This window comes from Alkalihalobacillus sp. R86527, assembly GCF_042466185.1.
In the GTDB taxonomy this organism is placed as follows: Bacteria; Bacillota; Bacilli; order Bacillales; family Guptibacillaceae; genus Guptibacillus.
On record NZ_JAXHBW010000001.1, the window covers coordinates 1348388 to 1366843 of the forward strand.

Here is an 18456-nt window from a genome sequence, read left to right on the forward strand (position 1 = left end):
GCATAAGAGAATAGACTAGTAATAAGGGGAGGTTGAAAGAGATGAAAGGACAATGGGGATTGGTTGTTGCTTTAATATTCGCTCTAATCATTGCGGTTTTTTCAGTTGTAAATGTCGATCCTGTTCAAGTGAACTATGTATTCGGAACATCTGAATGGCCGCTTGTGCTCGTTATTTTAGGGTCAGTACTAATGGGAGCGATCTTGGTACTTGGGTTTGGAATGGTGAAGTATTACAAATTGAGTAGAGAAGTGAAAAGACTTCGGAAAGAAAATAAGGGACATACAGAAAGTCAACTTGTTACGGTATCAGACACAGATGAAGCCTCTCAACCATCTGAAGAGGTAGTATCTGAAGAAAATTCGGTAGAAAATGAAAATAAATAAGCGACCAAACCTCCGCGTACGCGGAGGTTTTTAATTTGTTTTGGAAGTTTCCTTCCCTCAACCTATGGTCAAATATTCGATAACTATATATAATAGACTGGTTAAGAGGTGATTCGATGTTAAAGTCTAAAACACGCTGGAAGTTAGCTGAATCAGATGAAACAAACATCGACCAGCTCCAGAGTGAACTAGGGATATCACGCCTTGCTACTTCTCTTTTAGTGAATAGAGGTATTCAAAGTGCTGAAACAGCCCGTAGATTTTTATACAAAGAAAATTTATCATATCATGATCCTTATTTAATGGATGGAATGAAAGAATCGGTACAACGAATAAAAGAAGCCATTTCAAACAACGAAAGAATTCTCATTTTTGGGGATTATGACGCTGATGGTGTGAGTAGTACTTCGGTTCTTGTTTATACGTTTAACGAACTCGGTGCTCAGTTTGATTATTATATTCCGAACCGTTTTACGGAAGGGTATGGTCCTAACGAAACTGCATTCCGAAAAGCCAAAGAAGATGGATATGATTTAATTGTAACAGTTGATACAGGAATCTCTGGTGTTCATGAAGCAGAGATAGCAAAGGAAATTGGCATCGATCTGATCATAACAGATCACCATGAGCCACCACCCGTTCTTCCTGATGCTCTTGCCATTATTAACCCCAAAAAACCAGGTTGCACCTATCCGTTCAAAGGGTTAGCAGGAGTGGGAGTTGCTTTTAAGCTAGCTCATGCACTTCTTGATCGAATACCTGGTCACTTGCTCGAAATAGCGGCGATGGGCACTATTGCTGATTTGGTTCCTCTCCAGGATGAAAACCGCTTGATCGCTAGTGAAGGGATTCGTGCTCTTCAGAATTCCGATAAACCGGGAATAAAAGCGCTATTGGACGTGTGTGGACTCAAGGGACAGGAATTGAATGAAGAACACCTTGGCTTCGGAATCGGACCAAGATTAAACGCTGTTGGAAGGCTAGAACATGCTGGTCCAGCTGTTGAGTTGTTAACTACTGAAGATTTGACTTATGCTAAGCAAATCGCAGAAGAGATCGATTCTTTAAATAAAGCCCGACAAGAGCTTGTGAATACGATGACAAAAGAAGCGATAGAAGAAGTGGAAGCGAACTATCCATTAGATAATAATCGTGTACTGATCATAGCTCGAGAAGGATGGAATCCCGGTGTAATTGGGATTGTTGCTTCCCGGCTAGTAGAGAAATATTACCGCCCTACTATTGTCATGAGTATCGACCGAGAAAAGGGCGTTGCTAAAGGATCTGCTCGAAGTATAGAAGGGTTCGATATGTTCATGAATCTATCGGAGTGTCGAGATATTCTTCCACATTTCGGAGGCCACCCGATGGCAGCAGGGATGACGATTGATTTAGAATATCTTGACGATTTAAGAAGTAGATTGAACGTACAAGCGAACGAGAGCCTTACCGAAGCAGACTTAACACCTCTTACTAAGGTTGATCTACATTGCTCAATAGAAGATATATCACTTGATACAATCGAGCAAATGAATTTGTTAGCTCCTTTTGGCGTGAGTAATCCTAAACCAGTAGTTATGCTAAAAGATGTAAGTTTAGCTCAAATCAGAAGAATAGGTAGTCAAGAAAATCACCTGAAAGTTTCCTTGAAAGAGGGTGGATCGACTCTAGATGGGGTAGGATTTCATTTCGGCTATGTATTCGAAGAAATCGCTTCTCGATCAGCACTATCTGTTATTGGTCAGCTCTCAATAAATGAGTGGAATGGATTGAAGAAGCCACAAATTTTCGTTCATGATTTAGCGGTGAATGAATGGCAACTTTTTGATTATCGTGGGATACGAGATCTTAACAAGAGGTTAAATAACCTTCCGGTAGAGAAATTAACCATGATAGCTTTCAGAGACACTACCGTCGATAAACTAGGAATTCAAAATTGGAGCGATCTAGTAGTTCGTAATCCTCTTGAAGAGAATCTATCTTTTGAGAATAAATATGTCATGTTGCTAGATCTGCCATATATAGAAGAAGACCTTATCGAGTTGTTTCGTAAAGGTGGGAAGCCTGAAAGAACGTATGCAGTCTTTGAACATGAAGAAGACCATTTCTTTTCAACACTACCATCTCAAGAAGATTTTAAGTGGTATTATGGATTTTTAATGAAACGTGGAAGCTTCCATTTGAAAGACGCTGCAAAGCTTGCAAAACACAAGGGTTGGTCGAAGGAGACTGTCAACTTTATGTCACAGGTGTTTTTTGAGTTGAACTTTGTTAGAATGGAAGACGGACTTATTTCAATAAATCCACAATCTGTAAAAAACGAACTTACTTCTTCAAAAACGTATAGAAGCAAGCTAGAACAAGCAAAGCTCGAGAATGATTTTTGTTATTCATCTTATCATGCGTTGAAAAGTTGGTTCGATCAATCAGTAAATTGTTTCAGTAGCACTGAGGAGGCCATTAAATAAATGAATTATAAAGACTATATTTCAGTAGTTGAAGATTACCCGAAGGAAGGAATCCGCTTCAAAGATATTACACCACTGATGCAAGATGGAGAGGCGTATAGAGGCGTAGTAAGTGATATTGCTGATTTCGCTAAGGACAAGAACGTCGACGTTATTGTTGGACCAGAAGCTCGTGGATTCATCGTAGGTTGTCCTGTCGCTTACATTCTTGGCATTGGGTTCGTTCCTGTACGAAAGGAAGGAAAGCTTCCAAGAGAAGTTGTTAAAGTGGATTATGGACTAGAATACGGCAAAGACGTTCTAACCATTCATAAAGATGCGATTAAGCCAGGCCAAAGAGTTCTCATTACAGACGATCTGCTCGCGACGGGCGGTACGATCAATGCTACCATCGAGCTTGTTGAGAAACTTGGTGGAGTCGTTGTAGGTCTAGCATTTATGATTGAGCTTTCTTATCTAGAAGGACGTAAAAACCTGGATCGTCATGACATTTTCACACTAATGACTTATTGATCATTATAGAGTGTCCGAAACATCTTTCGGACACTCTTTCTCTTTAAGAACGAGCATCACCACTTGTTTCCAGTAATGAAAAACGACATATTTTTCTTTAATGCTTTACATGCAGACTTTTTTTAACGATAATAGAAGCTATATACCAACAGTAATTAAGGTGATTTCATGACCATAGAAGAGGTAATGCAAAGAGCGAAGCAATATTTGGCAGAGGAGGATCTCTCCTTTGTCCAAAGAGCTTATGAATACGCACGTGATTCACACGAAGGCCAATACCGAAAATCAGGTGAACCTTATATCATTCACCCTGTTGAAGTTGCGGGTATTCTTGTGAATCTTGAGGTTGACCCTGTAACGGTAGCTGGGGGGTTTCTTCATGATGTGGTTGAGGATACAGAGGTAACCCTTGAAGAAATTTCGAACGAGTTTAGTCCTGAACTTGCCATGCTCGTTGATGGCGTAACTAAGCTAAAGAAGATTAAATACAAGTCAAAGCGAGAGCAGCAGGCTGAAAATCACCGTAAGATGATGATCGCAATGGCTCAAGATATCAGATGTATTTTGATTAAGCTTGCTGACCGTCTTCACAATATGCGAACACTAAAGCATATGCCAAAAGAAAAGCAATTACAAAAAGCAAATGAGACCCTAGAGATATTCGCACCTCTTGCCCATCGTCTCGGTATTTCAACCATTAAATGGGAACTTGAAGATACTGCACTTCGTTATCTGAATCCCCAACAGTATTATCGTATCGTTAATCTCATGCAAAAGAAGCGAGAAGAGAGAGAAGGCTTCGTTCATGAGGTGGTTGGTGAAATTCAAGAACGAGTCAAGGAAGTTTCAATTAATGCGGAAATTTCTGGTCGTCCGAAACATATATACAGTATCTATCGAAAAATGACTAAGCAGCACAAACAATTTAATGAGATTTATGATCTGCTCGCTGTTCGAATTGTCGTGAATAGCATTAAAGATTGCTACGCTGTTCTTGGAATCATTCACACTTGTTGGAAGCCCATGCCCGGTCGTTTCAAAGATTATATCGCAATGCCAAAAGCAAATATGTATCAATCACTTCACACAACGGTAATCGGTCCAAAGGGTGACCCTCTTGAAGTACAGATCCGAACGTCTGATATGCATAAGGTTGCAGAATACGGTATTGCTGCTCATTGGGCATATAAAGAAGACAATGACGGTGCAGTGAATAGTTCGTTCGAGAAAAAACTTTCCTGGTTTAGGCAAATTCTCGAATGGCAAAATGATGTATCAAATGCTGAAGAGTTTATGGAATCTCTAAAGGTCGATCTCTTCAGTGATATGGTATTCGTGTTTACTCCAAAGGGAGATGTGATCGAGCTTCCAACGGGTTCTGTTCCGCTTGATTTTGCTTATCGGATCCACACGGAGATTGGAAACCAGTGTATCGGTGCTAAAGTCAATGGGAAGATGGTTCCGCTAGATTATAAATTGAAAACTGGAGACATCGTAGAAGTGCTTACTTCTAAGCATTCATATGGTCCTAGTAAAGATTGGCTGAAAATCAGTCAAAGCTCTCATGCAAAGAACAAGATTAAACAATGGTTTAAGAAAGAAAAGCGTGAAGAAAATGTTGATAAGGGTCGAGAACTTGTTGAAAAAGAAATAAAAGGGCATGGCTTTGAGCTCAAAGAAGTATTAACTTCTGAAAACATTGCGAATGTCTCGAATAAATTTAATTTCACAAGCGAAGAAGATATGTATGCAGCAGTTGGCTATGGTGGTATTACTGCAGCTCAAATCGCGACTAGGCTAACAGAAAAAGCTAGAAAAGAAAAGACAAAAGAGCAAGAAGAAGAGCTTGCAAGGTCGATCATTGAAGGCAAGACGCACTCTCCATCTCAAGCACCAAAACGAGCGGAGTCTGGCGTAAGAGTCAAAGGAATCGATAATTTGTTAATTCGGCTTTCTCGCTGCTGTAATCCAGTTCCTGGTGATGATATTGTAGGATATATCACGAAAGGTAGAGGTGTCTCGATTCATAGAAAAGACTGCCCTAACGTCAATGAAGATAATGCAAAGGAACGTCTTCTTGAAGTGGAATGGGAAAGTCATTCACCAAAAAGCTATAACGTTGACATTGAAATCAGTGGGTATGATCGAAGAGGATTGCTGAATGAAGTTCTTCAAGCTGTTGCAGAAACGAAAACGGATATGACATCCGTATCAGGCCGTTCTGATAACAACAAGATGGCTACAATCAGTATGACGGTCTCCATTCGAAATACCGCACATCTTCAGAAAGTCGTTGAGCGTGTGAAGCGTATACCAGACATTTATGCCGTGCGTAGAATTATGCAATAGCAGAGTTAGAAAGGAAGTTCATGATGAAAGCTGTAGTTCAAAGGTCGAAGCATGCGTCAGTTACTGTAAATGATGAAGTAACTGGGGAAATCGATTCGGGACTCGTCGTTCTGCTTGGTGTAACCCAGGAAGATACGGAAAAGGACGCAGCGTATTTGGCTGATAAAATCGTAAACCTTCGTATCTTTGAAGATGATAGTGAAAAGATGAATCTCTCACTCAAAGACTTAGGTGGTGCCCTTCTATCAATTTCTCAGTTCACGCTATATGGAGATTGTCGTAAAGGAAGAAGACCAAACTTTATGAAGGCTGCAAAACCAGATAAAGCCAAAGCCCTTTATGAGAGATTCAACGAATTTGTCATGGATAAAGGCGTGGAGGTCCAAACTGGTGTGTTTGGAGCTATGATGGATGTTCAGCTAACAAATGACGGTCCAGTTACCCTCATCATAGATAGCAAGGAATAGTAAAAGCAGCAGGGGATCCCTGCTGCTTTTATTTACGAATTTTTTTCAAAGATTGTTGTTTTTGAAAGAATTTATTTTAAAGAACCACACCTAGCTAAGTTGAGCGGAAATCATCCCAGTTCTTATAGCAATAATGTTCACGAAAAGAATCTTATTTAATTAACGACTTCTATTTAGATAAGTAATAATACCATTAGCAACATTGGAGGTCATGTTAGCTTGATAATGTTGCTTGTTGATTTGTTGCTCTTCGAATGGGTTAGATAAGTAGCCCAGTTCTAGTAATACAGATGGTGAAGGATTATTGCGTAGTACATAATAGTTCCCGAACCGTATGCCTCGATCCTTTAGTGAGTTGGCATGAGTTACTTCATCATGAATGCTTGTAGCGAGAGACTTGTGATCTTCATGATAGTAATAAGTAGTCATTCCGTTTGCGGTCGGGTCTACAGCACTATCATAATGGACGCTAACAAACGCATCTGCCTGGTATCGATCGGAAAGGTTTGTTCGTTCTGATAATGAAACATAACGATCCAAATCTCTTGTTAAAATGACACGAATGCCTGCGTCTTTCAGTTTTTCGGCAATTGCTTTAGTCGTTCGGAGTGTTAATAGCTTTTCGTAAGTAAACAGACCAAGGGCTCCACTATCATGTCCGCCATGCCCGGCATCTAATATGACAGTTTTTCCTCTAGTATGATTTGCTCTCAATCCGAGAGAAGAGCCTGTCGAAACAATCCAATCGGCCACATAGGCTGTTCTGCCATCATTCAATACGACTTCATACCATTCTTTTTCTTTTCCAACTATTTCGTATTTGTCATTTTTCGAGCCCTGTGCGATAACAGGATAATCTAGTCCAGGTCCGTCTCTAAAATTTGTGGAGTGGTAAAGCAGCGTAAGGTAACTCGCTGATAGATGTTTGTTTGTCTCTGTTAAATACGTGCGATCAACCCATCCTGTTTCTCCGTTATTGTATTGAATTAAGCTCCATTTTCCTAGTTGTTTTAAGTCAGAAACGACTGTACCATTGGGAAGCTGTGTCAGGATTGTGCTGTCTACTCCCGGCTGTTCTCGAACGTTTAATACCGAAGCGACGACTTCTTTTTTGATCGGTTTGGTGTCTTGTTGTTCACTTGTGCTAGAAGCTTCTTTTACTTCTTCCACAAGCCAATTAGCAACCCATCCGATGCGATCGTGGTAGTGTATAGCTGTCCAATTCCCTTTGGTTTTCGAGACTTGCCAAGTTTCTCCTGGTTTTGTACTTCCGATTACACGGTTTGCTTCACTTGGCCCTGATCTTATCTGTAGATCAGAAACAATAGGCTCGACTACCGAAGGTGTCTCGGTGTTTTCGATGGTTGTAATCAACCAACCAGCAATCCATCCAGTTTCTTCTGAATCTAGTCTTACTTCAAACCACTCACCAGAATTTCCAATTATAGGTAACGTCTCGCCGCTATGTACCTGTTGAAGAACAGAAGATGTAAGTGATGGACCAGAACGGACATTTAATGTGTTCGTTATTTTTGCTGTTTCTTCAGCAAAACCTTTCTCAGGCATAAGACATACTAAAAATAAAAGTAGAAAGCCGTATAATAAATATTTCAATGTGCGACTCCTTTCTCCGTTCCTACATTTTCACATAAGCGATATTTCTTTATCGGATAAAAAGAATCCTTCGTGAAGTTGTAAATGTCATTATTTTTGGTGAAACTAGTATAACACTTCACTAAAAAAGGATGATAGCTGTTGAGATCAACAAATAAAGAAATGATGAACTATAATAATTCTCAACCAGAGTTCGGCGTGGATTTTCATGACTTTCTACAAAAAGAGCAATGTTTAACGAATATGGAGTTAGCAGAAGAGTTCGGGTTGTCGCTCAAAAGTATTAAAATCATGCGACAGAAAATGAAGCGTTAATTGTTTGGAAAAAGGCTTATCGGGTAGGATTCGCGGAACGAATCCTGCCGATGACAGAATTGACACGCAAAAATAAGCTTGACAAAAAAAACGCGGACTCGTATGATAGAAAACAATTCAGTAATTAGATACGTTGCTCCAATGAGGGAGAAAAGTAAAAAAAGATAGGGCATCACCAGAGAGAGAATGTCGTAGGCTGAAAACATTCTTGAGTCCACTTTTTTGAAAGACACTTCCTGGGATTGTTTCCGAACAGCTCGCTTAGTAGGGAACAACGTTTACAGGCGTTAACTGTTAAAGTGGAAGAAAATGACTTCTTCTATTAGGGTGGCACCGCGGGTAACTCTCGTCCCTGAATGTATATTCAGGGATGGGGGTTTTTTTTAGTCCCAAAAATTGGGCTATATGATTTAAGGAGGAGAAAAAAATGAGTTTTCAAATTCCGAGAGGTACGCAGGATATTCTACCTGGTACATCCGAGCTTTGGCAATATATAGAGGAAAAGGCAAGAGATATTTGTCGTAGATATAATTATCATGAACTACGCACTCCTATTTTCGAGAAGACGGAATTATTTCAGCGTGGTGTAGGGGATTCAACTGATATCGTCCAGAAAGAGATGTATACATTTGAAGATCGAGGTGGTAGAAGTCTTACACTTCGTCCTGAAGGTACCGCTTCTGCAGTTAGAGCCTTTGTGAACAATAAAATGTTTGGATTGGCTGAGCAACCTGTAAAGCTGTACTATATAGGGCCGATGTTTCGATATGAGCGCCCTCAATCTGGGAGGATGAGACAGTTTGTCCAGTTTGGTGTAGAGGCTATGGGTAGTAATGATCCTTCGATCGATGCGGAAGTCATCGCGTTAGCAATCGATTTCTATAAAGAACTAGGCCTTAAGAACCTGAAATTATATCTAAATAGTCTTGGTGACACTGAAAGTAGAGAGGCACATCGAAATGCATTAATCGCACATTTCGAACCACGTATTGGTGAGTTCTGCAGCGATTGTCAAAATCGCTTAGAAAATAATCCTCTACGAATCCTGGATTGTAAGAAAGACCGCGATCATGAATTGATGGCAAGTGCACCATCTATCCTTGATTACTTAAACGAAGAATCTGCAAATTACTTCACGAACGTCAAAAAAGCGTTGGATTATATGAAAATTGACTACGTGATCGATGAGCGTCTCGTAAGAGGGCTTGATTATTATAACCACACAGCATTTGAAATTATGAGTGAAGCAGAAGGGTTTGGAGCGATTACAACGCTTAGTGGCGGTGGACGTTATAACGGTCTTGTTGAAGAAGTAGGTGGACCTACAACGCCTGGAATCGGATTTGCTATGAGTATTGAACGCCTATTGCTGGCTCTAGAAGCAGAAGGAGTTGAACTCCCGATCGAAAAAACAATCGATTGCTATGTTGTTACGATGGGAGAAGAAGCACAGACAATTTCAAATGGTCTTCTTCATGAGTTACGCAGTGCAGGCTTATCAGCTGAACGTGACTATCTTGATCGGAAAATGAAGAGTCAATTCAAAGCAGCTAATCGCTCGAATGCGAAGTATGTAGCGATTCTTGGGGAGGATGAACTCCAAAAGGATGAAATTAACATTAAGGAAATGGAAACGGGAGATCAGCAAGCGGTACGCTTTTCTGAAATCACCTCTTACCTTACAAAGAAATTGAAGGAGGAAACTGGAGAATGATAGGAAGAAGCCATTCATGCGGCAAGGTTCGCGAAAGTCAAGTGGGCGAGAAAGTAGAAGTAAAAGGATGGGTGCAAAAGCGTCGTGATCTCGGTGGATTGATTTTCATCGATTTTAGAGACCGTTCTGGAATCGTACAGGTTGTTTTTAACCCTACAGTTTCAAAAGAAGCACTTGAATTAGCTGAAAAAGTAAGAAGTGAATATGTGCTTGCGATTACTGGTACAGTTGTTGAACGTGCGAAAGAAACGGTGAACCCGAACATCCCGACAGGAGCAGTTGAAATCCATGCAGAAAAGCTGGAAATTTTAAATGCTGCTAAAAACCCACCGATTGCGGTTTCAGACGATGTTGAGGTTGGCGAAGATATTCGTCTAAAGTATCGTTATCTTGATCTCAGACGTCCAGTAATGCAAGAAACATTTAAGCTTCGTCACCGTACGACGAAAGCGATTAGAGATTTTCTTGATCACAATGAATTCCTAGAAGTCGAAACACCGATGCTTACGAAGAGTACACCTGAAGGAGCGAGAGACTATCTTGTACCGAGTCGTGTGCATAATGGAGAATTTTACGCACTTCCTCAATCACCTCAATTGTTTAAACAGTTATTGATGGTGTCAGGTTTCGAACGTTACTATCAAATCGTTCGTTGTTTCCGTGATGAAGACCTTCGTGCTGATCGTCAGCCGGAATTCACTCAAGTGGATATTGAAACATCTTTCTTACCAAAGGAAGATTTAATTTCTATGATGGAAGAGATGATGTCTCTTGTATTGAAAGAAACAAAGGGTGTTGATCTTGAAACACCATTTCCTCGTATGACTCATGCAGAGGCAATGAGCCGTTATGGTTCTGATAAGCCTGACACTCGTTTTGAGATGGAGTTTGTGGATGTTTCTGAGCTTGTCAAAGATTCATCGTTCAAAGTGTTCTCAGGAGCTGTTTCATCTGGTGGGGCAGTAAAAGGTATCAATGCCAAAGGCGCAGCTGGCAATTATTCTCGTAAAGATATCGATGCTCTCACTGAATATGTGAAAACATACAAAGCAAAAGGGCTTGCTTGGTTAAAGGTAGAGGAAGAAGGTTTGAAAGGACCTATTTCTAAATTCTTTGATGAAGACATGTCTGCTCAGTTAATTGAAGCGTTCGGCGCTGAAGCTGGAGACCTTTTATTATTTGTTGCTGACAGTAAATCAGTTGTTGCTGATAGTCTTGGTTCATTACGATTAAAGCTAGGTAGGGAACTTGGATTGATCGATGAATCGAAATTTAACTTCCTATGGGTTATGGATTTCCCTCTAATGAGCTATGATGAAGAACAAGATCGTTACTTTGCTGAGCACCATCCATTTACAATGCCACTAAAAGAAGACTTGCATCTTCTTGAAGAAGAGCCAGGTAATGTTCGTGCTGATGCATACGACCTCGTATTGAATGGATATGAACTTGGTGGGGGATCTCAGCGTATTTACCAAAGAGATGTTCAAGAAAAAATGTTCCGTGCTCTCGGATTTACTAAAGAAGAAGCTACGAAAGAGTTTGGCTTCTTACTAGAAGCTTTCGAGTATGGTACACCTCCTCATGGTGGAATTGCATTTGGGCTCGATCGTTTGGTAATGCTTCTTGCAGGAAGAAACAATCTTAGAGATACGATCGCATTTCCAAAAACAGCAAGTGCTAGCTGCCTCTTAACAGAAGCACCTTCGCCTGTCAGTGAAGAGCAGCTTAAAGAGTTGAACCTCGAACTTAGGAAAAAGCCAGTAGCAGCTGAAAAAGAATAATAAAACACTAACAATTACCTAGTAGTACTTTATTGAAATCACTATTAAGGTCTGCTATAATTCAATTACAAGTTAACGAAGAGTCCTGAAGTGTACGTTTACTTCCGTAATAATTTGAGCCAACACTTTTACAACGGGAGCCTGATTCTTTCTGTTTCGAGTACATGCCTCGTAAGCTGAGGACTTACAAAGAACAGAATAAGGCACCCACCTGCCATTGCAGGTTCAAGAATTATGGAAAGGACGGCACAGTTGGGGCTCTTCTTTTTTTATGCAAAATAAAGCAGCAGTTCACTATGAACTGCTGCTTTTTTAATAGGAGTTATCTAGCAAGTTTTTCGAGGTTTCCATTTTTGTCCATCTTGAATGCTGGCACTGCCATCTCATCTGATTCATTAAGAACTACCATTCTTCTCGCACGATCCATAATTTGAATCAGAGACTGATAATCTTCCTTCATCACTTGCTGCTCATTCTCAAGCCTTTTTACCTTTTGGTGAAGGAGTGAATTCTCTTCGACAAGATCTTTGTTTTCCAACTCTAGTTTTTTCATCTCAGATTGAAGTCTGCTAGTCGAATACTGTGAATGCTCCATTTTTGTTAGGTACGAAATAACGTCACGCATAGAAAGCTCGCTAGCTTGCTCCTGGACGGCCGGCCTAGACCTTTCACTTGACGGTCTTTCAGCAGTAGCTTGAACCACCTCTTTATACTGTGGCACGTGGGGTGTTGTTTCTCTTACTGTATATTCTGGTTTATATTCAGTTGGCTGTCTACGTTCGGCGCGCTTCATTTCTTTCCTTTGTTTTTTCGCAAGCTTTAATGCTTGTTCATAACGTTGACGAACGATCGCGTTCCATCTAAATCCAACTGCTGCTGAGGTGCGGCTTAACCGGTCTCCTACTTCTTCAAAAGCGTTTAGCTGTGTACTTCCTTCTCGTACATGACGTAATACCGTTTCAGCGAGCATCAAATCATCTTCATGCGACCAGGCATCCTGTCTAACTTTCATACTGGCTCAACCCCTTTATATTCTGTAAATTCATAGCATTTTTGTTGAAAGTAATCATAGCTTTGCCAGTATGAAAGAATTTATACAGAAGTCTTGTAAATTTAAGATAGATTGATAAAAGGTAGAAAAAAACAGCAGTGCATCGCACTGCTGTTATGACTTCTTATTCTCTGATTTTATTCGTTCATTAAAGTAATCCATCCTTTTTTGGACGGTTCGTTCATGTCCGCGCTCAGTAGGTTTATAGAACGATTTTCTTATCATATGGTCAGGAAGGTATTGTTGAGGAACATATCCTCCTGGATAGTCGTGGGGGTACTTATAGTCGATTCCGTGACCTAGTTCTTTTGCTCCTTTGTAGTGCGAATCTCTTAAATGCACAGGAATCGTACCTGTTTTTTCTTTTTTTACAGCTTCTAAAGCAGAATCGATCCCTTTAATTATAGCATTGCTTTTAGGAGCAGTAGCTAAGTAAAGAGCAGCTTCAGCTAGTGGGATTCGTGCTTCTGGCATGCCCAGGAATTCAACAGAATAGCTGGCTGCGTGAGCAACAAGGAGTGCGTTTGGATCTGCTAAACCAATATCTTCAGCCGCATGAACATAAAGTCGGCGTGCAATGAATCGAGGATCTTCACCAGCATAAATCATTTTCGCTAACCAGTATAACGTAGCATCCGCATCGGAACCTCGTATACTTTTAATGAAGGCTGAAATCGTGTCATAGTGATTATCGCTATCTTTGTCATATTGGAGAACTCTTTGTTGAATAGACTCTTCTGCTATTGCTAAAGTGATGACTAGTTTGCCTTTATCATTGGGCGTTGTTGTCAGGACGGCAAGTTCTAATGCGTTTAAAGCCGTTCTAGCATCACCGTTTGATACATCCACAATGTGGGAGAGTGCTTCATCTTCAATATGAATCGAATACTTTCCATACCCTCTAATGTCATCGTTGATCGCTTGGAGCAGAACTTGTTTGATCGTCTCTTCAGTCAGGTGTTCAAAGCGAAAAAGTCTCGACCGAGATAACAAAGCTGGGTTGATCTCAAACATAGGACTTTCAGTCGTGGCTCCGATGAGAACGACTGTCCCATCTTCCACATAAGGAAGAAGTGCATCCTGTTGAGATTTATTGAACCTGTGAATTTCATCAATAAATAGAACAGTTCTTCTATCATCAAGCTTAACGCGCTCTTTTGCCTCAGATGATAGTCTCCTAATATCTCCAACACCAGAAGTAACTGCGTTTAATTGTTCAAAATGTGCAGAAGTGGTGTTTGCGATAATTCTTGCAAGGGTTGTTTTACCAGTCCCGGGGGGGCCAAAGAAGATCATCGGTGTAAGCTGATCGGCCTGGATCGCTCTTCTTAAAAGTTTGCCCTCACCGATAATATGATCTTGTCCAATAAACTCTTCGATAGAGCGCGGACGCATTCTACTTGCTAGAGGTCCTGATGAGGTGTTTTTCTGTTCTGAAGAATAATCGAATAAATCCATAGTACAACCGCCCTTTCATAGATAGTTGAAACATACTATATGGTTTTTGGAAATGCAAGAGAAACCCTTTCGTGCTATAATAGCGAAGGTTTACTAACAGAATCGGCCAGAAATGAATGATTAAAAAGCAGGTTAAGAGGGATAAAATGAAGACGTATAAGAATGGGTTGGCTGGATTCTGGATGAGCTGGAGCGTCTTCGTAGCTGGCTTGCTTGTTATGACTTTTGGCATAGCACTCATGATCAAAGCAGAAGCAGGCAGTGCTCCGTGGGATGTGTTTCACATCGGACTCTATCACCAGGTTGGTTTGTCTATCGGAACATGGTCAATCATAGTCGGATTTCTTATCATAGCGACGACTGCATTAATGGAGAAAACATTGCCGAAAGTAGGCGCATTTCTTAACATGCTTTTAGTCGGCATCTTTTTAGATTTTTACTTATGGCTTCCTATATTAAAAACACCAGACCACTTTGTTGGTCAGCTAATCATGTTAACAATTGGGATCATTGTGATGGGTTATGGAATTGGTTTATATATAGCTGCAGATAAAGGAGCGGGCCCGAGAGATAGCTTGATGCTCGTATTAACAAAAAGAACTGGATGGAAAGTTCAACATATTAGACTAGCGATGGAAATAATTGTACTTGCGCTTGGGTGGTTAATGAAAGGGCCGGTATCGATCGGGACCCTATTGTTCTGTGTTAGTATTGGTCCGATTGTGGGTTATTCATTACCTCAATGCAAGTATCTAGTAGCTCGACTGATGGAAAGAGGGATAAGAAATGAAGATTTCAACAAAAGGAAGGTACGGCTTGACCATTATGATGGAGTTGGCAAGAAAGCACGGTGAAGGACCAACATCACTGAAGTCTATAGCTAGGGGAAACAATCTTTCAGAGCACTATCTTGAGCAGTTGATTGCCCCCCTTCGTAACGCAGGGCTTGTGAAAAGTGTCCGTGGGGCTTACGGTGGATATATTTTATCGAAAGATGCCGCAACGATTACAGCTGGCGATATCATTCGAGTTCTAGAAGGCCCGATCAGCCCAGTTGAAGTAATGGATGATGAGGAACCTGCTAAGAGAGACCTTTGGCTTAAGATTCGAGATGCCGTAAAAGATGTACTGGATTCCACAACACTTCAAGATCTTGCGACTTATGAAGGTGAAGGAGAACAGGACAGTTATATGTTCTATATTTAATGGAGATTACCGGTTCGATAAGACCGTATATAGAGGTGAAGGTTTTATGAAAGCAATTTATATGGATCACGCTGCAACATCGCCGGTCCACCCTGAGGTTATTGAAGTCATGACTGCTTCTCTTCAAGATCATTTCGGAAATCCTTCTAGTATTCATCAATTCGGACGTAAGACACGTCATGCCCTTGATGAAGCGAGAAGTAGTATCGCTAAAAGCATCAATGCCCACCCAAATGAGATTGTCTTTACAAGTGGTGGTACCGAAGCAGATAACCTTGCGATCATCGGTACTGCGAAAGCTCACTCGAATAAAGGGAATCATATTATAACAACTGCAATCGAACATCATGCAGCACTACATGCCTGTTCATCCCTTGAGCAAGAAGGGTTTGATGTCACATACTTGCCTGTAGGTGAAAATGGACGTATTTCGATAGAAGATTTAAAGAGTGCAATTCGATGTGAAACGATCTTAATTACAATTATGTTTGGGAATAACGAAACAGGTACGATTCAACCAATTGAAGAAATTGTTCAATTAGCCGAAGAGCACAGCATCCCTTTTCATACCGATGCTGTCCAAGCTTATGGATTACTCGATCTTGATGTGAAGAAAGTTGGCATTGATCTGCTATCGGTTTCTTCTCACAAAATCAATGGTCCAAAAGGCGTTGGCTTTCTTTATATAAAAGAAGGGACAACTATCGCTCCCTATTCACATGGTGGAGAACAAGAACGAAAGCGCCGAGCGGGTACTGAGAATGTTCCAGGCATTGTCGGTATGCAAAAAGCGGTGGAATTAATACAATCAGACCGTGAGGAAAGAGTTCAACTTTATCTCAAGATGAAAGAAACGATGATTGATATTTTCGAAGAGAACTCGATTGATTACGAGTTGAATGGGGATCAACTAAATATTCTTCCTCATGTTTTTAATATAAGCTTTAAGGGTGCGAGTGTTGAACCTATGTTGATGAATCTTGATTTAGCTGGAATCGCAGTATCAAGTGGCTCTGCATGTACAGCAGGCTCGCATGAACCTTCTCATGTTTTAAAAGCGATGTATGAAGATGATGAGCGCGCTCAAACAGCGATTCGTTTTAGCTTCGGTTATGGAAATACTGTGGATGATGCAGTAAAGGCTGCAGAAGAAGTCGTGAAGATTGTCAATCGCTTAAAGAAGTTATAAAATAGTTTGGACACAAGAATTGTGTTAGTGAAAAGGAGGTGCAACCATGACAGCAAAAAAGCCAGAAGATACGCGAGTCGTGGTTGGGATGTCCGGAGGTGTTGATTCATCTGTTGCTGCCCTTCTACTAAAAGAACAGGGATATGATGTAATCGGCATTTTCATGAAGAACTGGGACGACACCGACGAGAACGGAGTTTGCACAGCCACGGAAGATTACAATGATGTCATTCGTGTGTGTAACCAGATTGGCATTCCTTACTACGCAGTGAATTTTGAGAAACAGTACTGGGATAAAGTATTTACTTATTTCCTGGATGAATATAAAGGTGGTCGTACACCAAACCCTGATGTGATGTGTAACAAAGAAATTAAGTTCAAGGCGTTTCTTGAACATGCTCTGACCCTTGGAGCAGATTACCTTGCAACTGGTCACTATGCACAGGTGGTAGAACGGGATGGCGAAGTGAAAATGCTTCGAGGCATCGACAACAATAAGGACCAAACTTACTTTTTGAATCAGTTAACAGAGGAGCAACTATCTCGAGTAATGTTCCCGCTTGGCGGAATCGAAAAGAAAGGAGTCCGCGAAATTGCTGAACGTGCAGGGCTAGCAACAGCTAAGAAAAAGGATAGTACAGGCATCTGCTTTATCGGTGAACGAAACTTTAAGGAGTTCTTGAGCCAGTATCTTCCTGCTCAACCTGGTAGAATGGAGACTCTTCAAGGTGAAGTGAAAGGGAAGCATGATGGCCTCATGTATTATACGATTGGACAGCGACATGGTCTAGGAATCGGTGGGGATGGAGAACCTTGGTTCGTTGTTGGTAAAAACCTAGATGATAACATCTTGTACGTTGACCAAGGGTTCCATAATGAAAAGCTTTACTCTGATTCATTGATTGCTGTGAATTCAAGCTGGGTATCTAACCAGAAGTTTGAAGGGACAATGAAATGTACTGCTAAATTCAGGTATCGTCAACAGGATTCAGGCGTAACGGTTACGATGGTAGACGATGATCGACTTGAAGTAACCTTTGATGAGCCGGTTCGTGCGATTACTCCAGGGCAAGCTGTTGTTTTTTATGATGGTGATGAATGTCTTGGTGGAGCAACGATTGACCAAGTATTTAAGAATGAATCTGAACTCACATATGTGTAAGAAACAGCCTCATTTCCACTGTGAAATGAGGCTGTTTTATAGGAGCGATAGACAGGCCAAGATATGCTACACTAGAAAATAAAGTTGAAGATAAGGAGTTTTTGTCATGAGTAATAAAAATGAACGAGCGATAAAGGCAATGAATGATGGTGAACTAGAGAAGGCTGTAACCCTTCTATATGAAGCAATAGAAGAAAGTCCTAATGATCCGATTGCATACACAAATGTGGGAAACCTGCTAGCACAAGCTGGTGAGCTTAAACAATCCGTTGCATTTTTTGAAAAGGCGATTGCACTTGATGATTCACAAGCTACCGCTTACTACGGAGCAGGAAATGCCTTTTTCCAACTCGAACAATATAAAGATGCCGCGGATATGTATCAGAGTGCCATTCAACAGGGACTTGATCAAAGCGATGTCCATTTCATGATTGGTCAATGTTTTGTGATGCAGGATGCCATGCGTCTTGCACTCCCATTCTTTCAAAGAGCGACTGAACTTAATGAAAGAGATACGGAAGCGCGATTTCAATATGCTATGTGCCTTGCACAAGAAGGCGCAGTTGCGACAGCCCTACCACAGTTTGAAAAAGTTGTTGAAGAAGACCCGGAACATGCTGATGCATGGTTTAACCTTGGGGTGAGTCATGCTTATCAAGATGATGCACATGAAGCTTTGAAATGCTTTAACCGCGCTCTTGATATCCAACCAGATCACCTTCTAGCAGGAAACGGTAAAAAGCAAATGGAAGCAGTGATAAACAATAACGAATAAATTCA

16 protein-coding genes, 1 other RNA gene and 1 other annotated feature are annotated in these 18456 nt (G+C 40.9%); of the genes, 14 read left to right on the forward strand and 3 right to left on the reverse strand.

Annotated features, from left to right (window positions below):
• Positions 1 to 41 precede the first annotated feature (41 nt).
• From SJY16_RS06780 to dtd, 5 genes are all read left to right on the forward strand, one after another.
• Positions 42 to 386 carry a LapA family protein gene (locus SJY16_RS06780; RefSeq protein ID WP_377888349.1) on the forward strand — a complete coding sequence of 115 codons (345 nt, stop codon included), beginning with the start codon at positions 42 to 44 and terminating at the stop codon, positions 384 to 386.
• A 116-nt stretch (positions 387 to 502) separates the two neighbouring features.
• A complete protein-coding gene (gene recJ / locus SJY16_RS06785) occupies positions 503 to 2854 on the forward strand; it encodes a single-stranded-DNA-specific exonuclease RecJ (protein ID WP_377888350.1) in 2352 nt (783 codons plus the stop codon).
• A complete protein-coding gene (locus tag SJY16_RS06790; protein ID WP_377888351.1) occupies positions 2855 to 3367 on the forward strand; it encodes an adenine phosphoribosyltransferase in 513 nt (170 codons plus the stop codon).
• Between the two features lie 168 nt (positions 3368 to 3535).
• On the forward strand, positions 3536 to 5716 hold the full coding sequence (locus tag SJY16_RS06795) for a RelA/SpoT family protein (RefSeq protein ID WP_377888352.1): 2181 nt from the start codon (positions 3536 to 3538) through the stop codon (positions 5714 to 5716).
• A 23-nt stretch (positions 5717 to 5739) separates the two neighbouring features.
• Positions 5740 to 6183, forward strand: a complete 444-nt coding sequence (gene dtd, locus SJY16_RS06800; protein WP_377892096.1) for a D-aminoacyl-tRNA deacylase — start codon at positions 5740 to 5742, stop codon at positions 6181 to 6183.
• 159 nt (positions 6184 to 6342) lie between these two features.
• On the opposite strand, the gene SJY16_RS06805 is transcribed toward dtd, so the two are convergent.
• Positions 6343 to 7797 (reverse strand): N-acetylmuramoyl-L-alanine amidase family protein, encoded by a 1455-nt coding sequence (locus SJY16_RS06805; RefSeq protein ID WP_377888353.1) that lies wholly within the window; start codon positions 7795 to 7797, stop codon positions 6343 to 6345.
• Positions 7798 to 7938: 141 nt separating this feature from the next.
• Here SJY16_RS06805 and SJY16_RS06810 point away from each other — a divergent pair, with 141 nt between their 5' ends.
• The 4 genes from SJY16_RS06810 (at position 7939) to ssrS (ending at position 11873) form a co-directional block, all read left to right on the forward strand.
• Positions 7939 to 8112 (forward strand): RNA polymerase subunit sigma-70, encoded by a 174-nt coding sequence (locus SJY16_RS06810; RefSeq protein ID WP_224878567.1) that lies wholly within the window; start codon positions 7939 to 7941, stop codon positions 8110 to 8112.
• A gap of 132 nt (positions 8113 to 8244) precedes the next feature.
• Positions 8245 to 8469: a binding site (T-box leader), on the forward strand.
• Positions 8470 to 8539: 70 nt separating this feature from the next.
• Positions 8540 to 9826 (forward strand): histidine--tRNA ligase, encoded by a 1287-nt coding sequence (gene hisS, locus SJY16_RS06815; RefSeq protein ID WP_377888355.1) that lies wholly within the window; start codon positions 8540 to 8542, stop codon positions 9824 to 9826.
• The gene (gene aspS / locus SJY16_RS06820) at positions 9823 to 11610 is read left to right on the forward strand and encodes an aspartate--tRNA ligase (protein WP_377888356.1); all 1788 of its coding nucleotides are present in this window, start codon (positions 9823 to 9825) and stop codon (positions 11608 to 11610) included. Before hisS ends, aspS begins: the two co-directional genes overlap by 4 nt.
• 79 nt (positions 11611 to 11689) lie before the next feature.
• A non-coding RNA gene (ssrS, locus tag SJY16_RS06825) (6S RNA) lies at positions 11690 to 11873 on the forward strand.
• Between the two features lie 59 nt (positions 11874 to 11932).
• On the opposite strand, the gene SJY16_RS06830 is transcribed toward ssrS, so the two are convergent.
• Positions 11933 to 12622, reverse strand: a complete 690-nt coding sequence (locus SJY16_RS06830) for an RsfA family transcriptional regulator (RefSeq protein WP_377888357.1) — start codon at positions 12620 to 12622, stop codon at positions 11933 to 11935.
• Between the two features lie 153 nt (positions 12623 to 12775).
• Complete coding sequence (locus tag SJY16_RS06835) at positions 12776 to 14119, reverse strand: AAA family ATPase (RefSeq protein WP_377888358.1); 1344 nt, start codon at positions 14117 to 14119, stop codon at positions 12776 to 12778.
• Positions 14120 to 14265: 146 nt separating this feature from the next.
• Here SJY16_RS06835 and SJY16_RS06840 point away from each other — a divergent pair, with 146 nt between their 5' ends.
• The 5 genes from SJY16_RS06840 (at position 14266) to SJY16_RS06860 (ending at position 18451) form a co-directional block, all read left to right on the forward strand.
• Complete coding sequence (locus SJY16_RS06840; protein WP_377888359.1) at positions 14266 to 14973, forward strand: YczE/YyaS/YitT family protein; 708 nt, start codon at positions 14266 to 14268, stop codon at positions 14971 to 14973.
• Positions 14906 to 15325: a cysteine metabolism transcriptional regulator CymR gene (gene cymR, locus SJY16_RS06845; RefSeq protein ID WP_377888360.1), complete on the forward strand. Its 420-nt coding sequence runs from the start codon at positions 14906 to 14908 to the stop codon at positions 15323 to 15325. Before SJY16_RS06840 ends, cymR begins: the two co-directional genes overlap by 68 nt.
• A gap of 46 nt (positions 15326 to 15371) precedes the next feature.
• Positions 15372 to 16514, forward strand: coding sequence for a cysteine desulfurase family protein (locus tag SJY16_RS06850; RefSeq protein WP_377888361.1), 1143 nt, complete (start codon positions 15372 to 15374; stop codon positions 16512 to 16514).
• 46 nt (positions 16515 to 16560) lie between these two features.
• Positions 16561 to 17676, forward strand: coding sequence for a tRNA 2-thiouridine(34) synthase MnmA (mnmA, locus tag SJY16_RS06855; RefSeq protein WP_377888362.1), 1116 nt, complete (start codon positions 16561 to 16563; stop codon positions 17674 to 17676).
• Between the two features lie 106 nt (positions 17677 to 17782).
• A complete protein-coding gene (locus SJY16_RS06860; protein ID WP_377888363.1) occupies positions 17783 to 18451 on the forward strand; it encodes a tetratricopeptide repeat protein in 669 nt (222 codons plus the stop codon).
• Positions 18452 to 18456: the final 5 nt, after the last annotated feature.